The organism is Microbacterium sp. FG3 (assembly GCF_057809335.1).
Genome location: NZ_JBMDJT010000034.1, coordinates 23,435 through 30,712, shown reverse-complemented (window position 1 = coordinate 30,712; position 7,278 = coordinate 23,435). Strand labels below are relative to the sequence as shown.

The window sequence follows — 7,278 nt, the reverse complement described above, 5'->3', positions numbered from 1 at the left end:
GCCCGCCGCGCCCGTCGCCGCGCCGCGCCCCGCGCCGCCGCTCGCTCCCCAGCTCGCCCCGCAGCTGCTCGACCTCGCGCGCGCCGGCGACGGCACGCACGAGGTCACGGTCACGGTCTCGCCCGAGGATCTCGGCCCCGTCACGGTGCGGGCGCGCATCAGCGGCGACGTCCTGCGCATCGAGCTGTTCGCCCCGTCCGATGCGGGTCGCGACGCGATCCGGCACATCCTCACCGACCTGCGCCGCGACCTCGCCATCGCCGCCCCGCACGCCACGCTCGGCCTGGGCGCCGACGATGCGGCGGCGGGCTCGCCGACGGGGCAGGGCGGCCAGGGCGCCGCGCCCCAGCCCGGCGCCGACGGCGGCCCGCTCCGCGACGGCTCACTCCGCGACGGCCCCGGCCGCGACGGCTCGGCGCGCGACGGCGCGCCCGCCCGCGAGGGAGCACCGCGCGAGCACGGGGCCGGCCGGCCGGAGCCCGTGCCGCCCGCACCCTCCCCCTTCTCCCCCGCCAACGCGTCGTTCGACGTGCTCGCCTGATCGGAAGGCACCATGCCCCTCGTCGACCCCGTCTCCACCGCGACCGGCCTCTACACCGGTTCGACCACCACGACCGAGCGCAAGCAGACGCTCGACTCCGAGGTGTTCCTGCAGCTGCTCGTCACGCAGCTGCAGAACCAGGACCCCTCCTCCCCCATGGACACGAACGAGATGATCGCGCAGAGCACGCAGCTGGCCATGATGGAGCAGCTCACCGCGCTGTCGACGACGTCGACCGAGACGTTCGCGCTCACCATGCGCCAGGCGGCCACCGAGCTCGTGGGCCGCAAGGCCTCGTACCTCGACGCCGACGGCGCCTCCCAGACCGGCGTCGTCACCGCCGTCTCGTTCGCCAAGGGCACCCCCGAGGTCCTCTTCGGCGACGTCTCCGTGCCCCTCGACGCCGTCTCCGGCGTCGTCTCCTGATCCCCCACACCGAAGGAAGGCAACATGCTCCGCTCCCTCTACTCCGGCATCTCGGGCATGCGCTCGCACCAGACGATGCTCGATGTCACCGGAAACAACATCGCCAACGTCAACACGACCGCGTTCAAGGCCTCGTCGGTGGAGTTCCAGGACACGCTCTCGCAGCTCGTGCAGAACTCGACGCTCCCCCAGGCCGACACCGGCGGCAGCAACCCCGCGCAGGTCGGCCTCGGCGTGCAGGTGGCCGCCATCACGACGAACTTCGCGCAGGGCGCCGCCCAGTCCACGGGCGTTCCGACGCACCTCATGATCGCCGGCGACGGCTTCTTCGTCACGAGCACGGGCGGCGAGACCACCTACACCCGCAACGGCGCCTTCTCGTTCGACGCCCAGGGCCGGCTCGTGAGCTCGGACGGCGCGTTCGTGCAGGGCTGGACCGCCCAGAACGGCGTCATCGTGCCCGGATCCCCGCTGGGGAACATCACGCTGCCCGTCGGCGCCGTGTCGCCCGCCGCCGCCACGACCACGGCCCAGGTCTCCGGCAACCTGCCCTCCGACGCGGACGAGGGCGCGCAGCTCGTCCGCGACGTGACCGTGTACGACGCGCAGGGCGCGGCCGGCACCCTCACCCTCACCTTCACGCGCACCGACACCGGCTGGAGCGTCGCCGCCGAGGGCGGCAACCCCGTCGGCCTCGAGCTCGCGAACGGCGAGCTCACGCCGGAGGGCCCGCTCACGGTCGGCAACATCGAGATCGATCTGTCGAACATCACGGGCTACGCGGAGCTGTCGACGGTCGCGATCTCCGGGCAGAACGGCCGCCCCGCCGGCACGCTGCAGTCGTACGCGCTGTCGGACGACGGCAGCCTCGTCGGCACCTTCGACAACGGCGCCACCGCCGTGCTCGCGCGCGTCGCGCTGGCCAACTTCGTCAACCCCACGGGTCTCGAGAAGGCCGGCAACTCGCAGTACCGTCCCACGGTGAACTCGGGCGAGGCCGTCATCGGCGAGGCCGGCGCCGAGGGCATGGGATCGCTCATCAGCGGGGCGCTGGAGATGTCGAACGTCGACCTCTCGCAGGAGTTCACGAACCTCATCGTCGCCCAGCGCGGCTTCCAGGCGAACGCCCGCATCATCACGACCAGCGACGAGGTGCTGCAGGAGCTGACCAACCTCAAGCGCTGATCCACGGGACGGCGCTCTCTGGAGCGCCGCCGCGTGATCGGGAGGGCTGCGAGCGGTACGGCGGCAGCCCTCCCGACCTCTGTCACCCCTTCCGGTCCTCGATCGCGGCGCGCGAAGAGGCAGAGACGTGCGTGGCGCCCGCGCCGCGCGTGAGGAGATTCACCGCCATGGCAGCGACCACGACCCTGCCGGAACTGACGGCAGCCGCCGTCGATGCGCTCACGGGCGATCGCTGGGCGATTCCGGAAGCGGTGCGGCAGGTGCCCGCACGACCTGGCCTGTATGCCATCTACGGGGGCGCGCACGCGTGGCGCGATCTCCAGCTGGATCCTGCGCCGGAGACTCCCCTCTACGTCGGCAAGGCCGAAAGGAGCCTCGCCGCCCGTGACCTGAGCGGCCACTTCGCGACCGACCCGGAGGTCAAGCCGCGCACCGGCAGCTCCACGGTGCGCCGCTCCTTCGCGGCACTGCTGCGCGACGCTCTCGGCCTGCATGCCGTGCCGCGCAACCCGTCCAAGCCCGAGCGCTTCTCGAACTATGCGCTCGCCGAGGGCGGGGACGGCCGTCTCACCGCCTGGATGCACGCACGGCTGACACTCGCTGTCTGGCCCTCGCCGGCCCGCATGCCGGTACCGCTCGGCGCCGTCGAGGCTGCCGTGATCGTGCACTTCACGCCGCCGATCAACATCAGCAACAACCCCGGCCGGCTTCCGCTGCTGCGCCGCGCGCGGGCCGCGATGGCCCTCGAGGCGGCGAGCTGGGACGGCAGCCGATGATCGATGCCGATGAGGCGATGGTCGCATGCCTCCCGGGCTCAGCAGGATGCCATCGAAGGACGGCCCCATGACGGACGGATGGACGTACGAGCACGATCCCGCCGGCTCCGCGCGATTCGTACTGGGTACGGTGGGCGTCAACCCCCTCGTGTGCATCGGGATCAATCCGAGCACTGCGGCGCCGAACGCGCCCGACCGCACCATCGCGCGCGTGATGCGTTTCGCCGCCGACAACGGGTTCGACAGCTGGACGATGCTGAACGTGTACCCCCAGATCTCCACGGATCCGCAGGGCCTCCATGCCGAGTTCGACGACGCGCTGAAGGCGGAGAACGAGCGTCATATCGCGCGGATGGTTCAGGGGCGCCCGACGCTTGTCGCCGCCTGGGGCGGGCTGATCGCATCGCGTCCCTACCTGCGGTTGCTGCTGCGCGACATTCTGCAGGTCGCGAACGATGCCGGATGCGAGTGGATGTCTCTTGGCGACCTCACGAAGAACGGTCATCCTCGTCATCCGCTCTACGTGCGCGCAGACGCCCCGCTTCGACCGTTCGACGTCGACGAGTACCTGCGTGCATGGCCGGGCGACGGGCGCTGACCGCGTCGTTCGAGGCCGAGGTGAACGATCGCTAACGCGGCGGCCCGTCCGGCCGACAGTGATCATCGACGGACCAGGACGGGCCGTCTGGCGACCCAGGAGGGGTCGCTCGCAGTTTCCAGGATGGAGCCATGATCGTCGTCACGCGCCTGAACCGAACCCGGTTCGCCGTGAATCCGGATCTCATCGAGCGGATTCACGAGTCGCCGGACACCACGCTGATCATGGTGGACGGAGCGACCTTCGTCGTCCTGGAGCCGATGTCCGAGGTCATCGAGCGGATCGCCGCCTTCCGCGCCCGCGTGCTCGCCTCGGCGGCCGACGTGCGCCGCTCCGGTGACGTGACCGGAGTGATCAGCTGATGGATCTCGCCTTCCTCATCGGAATCGTCGTCGCGTTCGGCTCGCTGTACGCGATGATCACGCTCGAGAACGCGAGCCTGGCCGCGCTGTTCCTGCCCGCCCCGATGATCCTCGTCTTCGGCGGCACCATCGCGATCGGCATCGCCAGCGGCACCATGCGCGACGCGATCGCCGCGTTCCGGGCACTGCCCCGCGCGATCCGCGGCGACCGCCGCACGGCGTCCGACCTGATCGACCAGATCGTCGGCTACGCCGAGAAGGCCCGCGCCGAGGGTCTGCTGTCGCTCGAGCAGCTCGTGCCCGAGACCGACGACGCGTTCATGCGGCAGGCGCTGCAGAGCATCGCCGACGGCACCGACGCCGAGGAGCTGCGCATCGTCTTGGAGGACGAGATCGCCTCCGCCGCGGCGCGCAACCGCACCGCCTCGCGCTTCTTCATGACCCTGGGCGGGTACGCGCCGACCGTCGGCATCATCGGCACGGTCGTCTCGCTCACGCACGTGCTCGAGCAGCTCGACACCCCCGACACGCTCGGTCCCATGATCGCCGCCGCGTTCGTCGCGACCCTGTGGGGCCTGCTGTCGGCCAACTTCATGTGGCTGCCGATCGGCAACCGCCTGCAGCGCCTGGCCGAGCTCGAGATGGAGCGCATGACGCTCGTCATGGAGGGCATGCTCACGGTCCAGGCCGGCAGCCCGCCGCACCACGTCGCCGAGCGGCTGCAGGCCCTCGTGTCGGATCGCAAGGCGCCCGCGCCCGCCAAGGCCGCCGCGAGCGCCGACATGCCGGAGACGATCGAGGCGGCATGAGCGTGCGGCGCGGAGGCCGCCGCCGCGCGGCCGATCACTCCTCCGGGGGCCACGACGGCCCGGACGAGCGCTGGATGGCGTCGTACCTCGACATGATCACGGTGCTCATGTGCCTGTTCATCGTGCTGTACGCGATGTCGAGCGTCGATCAGGAGAAGTTCGACCAGCTGCGCGACTCGCTCGCCACCGGCTTCGGGCAGGAGCCGAGCGAGGAGGTCGACCTCAGCACCGGCCTCGTGCTGCCCCCGGAGCTCGAGGCCGAGGACGAGGGCGCGGCCGCCGACCCCACGCTGCTCGCCGCCCAGCAGGAGGTCGAGAACCTGCAGGATCTGCAGCGCCGGATGCAGAGCGCGCTGGATGCCCGTGGCCTCGGCGACACCGCCGAGTTCGTCATCGACGACCGCGGCCTGACCGTGGGGCTCATCGGCGCCGAGACGTTCTTCGAGACGAACAGCGTCGACCTGAGCGCCAAGGCCGTCGCGGTGCTCGACGCGCTGGGCACGGTGCTCGTCGAAGTGCCGAACCAGATCTCCGTCGAGGGCCACGCCGACCGCCGTCCCACCACCGCGGTGTACGAGACGAACTGGGAGCTCTCCTCGGGGCGCGCCACACAGGTGCTGCGCCACCTCGTCGAGGTGGGGCGCGTGCGCGGCGACCACGTGCAGGCCGTGGGGTACGGCGACGCCCGCCCGGTGGCCGAGGGCGACTCGGCCGCGGATCTCGCCCGCAACCGCCGCGTCGACATCGTCGTGCTCTCCGATGCCGAGGAGGAGGTGCGCGCGCTCATCCCCGACATCGTCGCCGGCCAGTCGAGCTGAGCCGCCGCGGACCGTCCGGCAGGCCGATCCGCGAGCCGATCGCCCGACCGATCCGATCCCGTCGCCGGAACCCGAAGCCGGCGGCGCCTAACGCACGTCCGCACACGCCCGATAGTCCGGGTCGTGGTGATCGACGTGCGCGCGAACGCGCCCGCCCAGGGCGAGACGGACCAGACGGTCGAGGTGTACGACTTCGGCCGCCCGGCCACGCTCGCGCGCGAGCACGCCCGCGCGCTCGAGCTGTCGTTCGAGACCTTCGCGCGCCTGTGGGCCACGCAGCTCACCGACAAGATCCGCGCCCGCTCGCACGTGGCGGTGGAGCAGGTCGAGCTGCAGACCTACGCGGAGTACGCCGACGGGCTGCCGTCGACGACGACCGTCGTCGTGTGCGCCGTGCCTGAGAGCGAGGCCAGCGGCATCGTGCAGTTCCCGCTGTCGGCGGCGCTGTCGTGGATCGTGCAGATGGTGGGAGGCCGCCCCGTGGAGGTCACGGACGAGCGGCCCCTCACGACCATCGAGCAGGCGCTCATCCGGTACCTCATGGCGGACGGCCTCGAGACGCTCTCGCACGCGCTCGGTGCCCTGCTGCCCGGCCGGCTCGCCGTGAGCGGGATCCAGTACAACCCGCAGTTCGCCCAGCTCGCGTCGGCCGGAGACCTCGTCATCGTGGCCCGGCTGTCGCTGAGCACCGGCGACCGCACCGTGCCGGCGAGCGTCATGCTCCCCGCGGCGCTCGTGCTGGAGCGGCTGAGCAGCGCGGCCCCCGTCATGCCGTCCGACCGGGCGTCCGAGCTCGTGCACGAGCAGGTGGAGCACACCCCGCTCGAGCTCGCCCTGCGGCTGACGCCGCTCACCGTGCACCCGACGGACGTCCTCGACCTGTCGGTGGGCGACCTCATCCGCATCCCGCATGCCGACGACCGCCCGCTCGATCTCGTCGCGGCAGGCGTGCCCGTCGCGTCCGCCGCCGTCGGCGCGAGCGGCGCGCGTCTCGCGTGCGTCATCACGTCGGTGCCGTCCGATCCCGCGGCGCCGTCCGATCCCGTCCCCGCAGAGGAGCCCAGGTGACCCCCACCGCCCACGAGTCCGCCGTCGCCGCCGCGTTCGCGTCGCGGCTGCCGACGACCAGCGAGATCAGCGCCCATGCGTCGCACGCCTCGGGTGACACCGGCGACGCGGTCATCGTGTCGTACGTCGGCGAGTCGAGCGCCGAGCTGGCCGTGCTCATCCTCGACCCCGCCGCCCTCGTCGACGGCGTGCCCGACGCCCCGCTGCCCGACCGGCTGCACGAGTCGCTCGACGCCGCCTCGGCCGCCCTCGGCCCCGGCGTCATGCGCGAGGCGCGCGTCGGCGACGCCTCGTCGCTCTTCTCGCACCCGCAGGCGCGGATCTTCGACCTGCAGGACGAGTCCGGCCGCACGATCGGCCGCCTCGCCGTGCGCGTGACGCACGCCGCCACGGCGACCGGCGTGCCCTCGCGCCGGCTGCAGCGCATCGCGGGCGTCGAGATGGAGCTGACCGTCGAGATCGGCCGCACCCGCATGGCCGTGCGCGACGTGCTCGACCTCTCCCCCGGCCGCGTCGTGGAGCTCGACCGCTCCGCCGGCGCGCCCGCCGACGTGAAGCTGAACGGGCGCCTCATCGCGCACGGCGAGATCGTGGTCGTCGACCAGGACTACGCCGTGCGGATCACGCGCATTCTCGAGAACGCCGAGGTCTGAGCTGGACGATCTGCTGCTCGCGCTGCGCGTCGCGGTCTCGCT

At 72.0% G+C, this 7,278-nt stretch carries 10 protein-coding genes; all 10 read left to right on the top strand.

Annotated elements, in window-relative coordinates; genetic code table 11:
• On the top strand, positions 1-541 hold a 541-nt coding region (locus ACODR5_RS10975; RefSeq protein WP_488983655.1), incomplete at its 5' end, for a flagellar hook-length control protein FliK.
• A gap of 12 nt (positions 542-553) precedes the next feature.
• The gene (locus ACODR5_RS10970; protein WP_488983654.1) at positions 554-967 is read left to right on the top strand and encodes a flagellar hook assembly protein FlgD; all 414 of its coding nucleotides are present in this window, start codon (positions 554-556) and stop codon (positions 965-967) included.
• A gap of 24 nt (positions 968-991) precedes the next feature.
• Entirely contained in the window at positions 992-2,152 is a 1,161-nt protein-coding gene (locus ACODR5_RS10965; protein WP_488983653.1) for a flagellar hook protein FlgE, read from the top strand.
• A gap of 167 nt (positions 2,153-2,319) precedes the next feature.
• The gene (locus tag ACODR5_RS10960) at positions 2,320-2,928 is read left to right on the top strand and encodes a GIY-YIG nuclease family protein (RefSeq protein ID WP_488983652.1); all 609 of its coding nucleotides are present in this window, start codon (positions 2,320-2,322) and stop codon (positions 2,926-2,928) included.
• Positions 2,929-2,995: 67 nt separating this feature from the next.
• Positions 2,996-3,526, top strand: a complete 531-nt coding sequence (locus ACODR5_RS10955) for a DUF1643 domain-containing protein (RefSeq protein ID WP_449853960.1) — start codon at positions 2,996-2,998, stop codon at positions 3,524-3,526.
• 131 nt (positions 3,527-3,657) lie between these two features.
• Positions 3,658-3,888, top strand: a complete 231-nt coding sequence (locus ACODR5_RS10950; protein ID WP_449853961.1) for a flagellar FlbD family protein — start codon at positions 3,658-3,660, stop codon at positions 3,886-3,888.
• Positions 3,888-4,697, top strand: a complete 810-nt coding sequence (locus ACODR5_RS10945; RefSeq protein WP_488983651.1) for a motility protein A — start codon at positions 3,888-3,890, stop codon at positions 4,695-4,697. Before ACODR5_RS10950 ends, ACODR5_RS10945 begins: the two co-directional genes overlap by 1 nt.
• The gene (locus ACODR5_RS10940) at positions 4,694-5,515 is read left to right on the top strand and encodes an OmpA/MotB family protein (RefSeq protein WP_449853963.1); all 822 of its coding nucleotides are present in this window, start codon (positions 4,694-4,696) and stop codon (positions 5,513-5,515) included. Before ACODR5_RS10945 ends, ACODR5_RS10940 begins: the two co-directional genes overlap by 4 nt.
• Positions 5,516-5,638: 123 nt before the next feature.
• Positions 5,639-6,583 (top strand): flagellar motor switch protein FliM, encoded by a 945-nt coding sequence (locus tag ACODR5_RS10935; RefSeq protein WP_449853964.1) that lies wholly within the window; start codon positions 5,639-5,641, stop codon positions 6,581-6,583.
• On the top strand, positions 6,580-7,236 hold the full coding sequence (fliN, locus tag ACODR5_RS10930) for a flagellar motor switch protein FliN (RefSeq protein WP_449853965.1): 657 nt from the start codon (positions 6,580-6,582) through the stop codon (positions 7,234-7,236). Before ACODR5_RS10935 ends, fliN begins: the two co-directional genes overlap by 4 nt.
• Positions 7,237-7,278 lie beyond the last annotated feature (42 nt).

Bases quoted from the DNA above. Each gene is read 5' to 3' on its own strand.
- ACODR5_RS10970 (WP_488983654.1), top strand. From the start codon at position 554: ATGCCCCTCGTCGACCCCGTCTCCACCGCGACCGGCCTCTACACCGGT.
- ACODR5_RS10965 (WP_488983653.1), top strand. From the start codon at position 992: ATGCTCCGCTCCCTCTACTCCGGCATCTCGGGCATGCGCTCGCACCAG.
- ACODR5_RS10960 (WP_488983652.1), top strand. From the start codon at position 2,320: ATGGCAGCGACCACGACCCTGCCGGAACTGACGGCAGCCGCCGTCGAT.
- ACODR5_RS10955 (WP_449853960.1), top strand. From the start codon at position 2,996: ATGACGGACGGATGGACGTACGAGCACGATCCCGCCGGCTCCGCGCGA.
- ACODR5_RS10950 (WP_449853961.1), top strand. From the start codon at position 3,658: ATGATCGTCGTCACGCGCCTGAACCGAACCCGGTTCGCCGTGAATCCG.
- ACODR5_RS10945 (WP_488983651.1), top strand. From the start codon at position 3,888: ATGGATCTCGCCTTCCTCATCGGAATCGTCGTCGCGTTCGGCTCGCTG.
- ACODR5_RS10940 (WP_449853963.1), top strand. From the start codon at position 4,694: ATGAGCGTGCGGCGCGGAGGCCGCCGCCGCGCGGCCGATCACTCCTCC.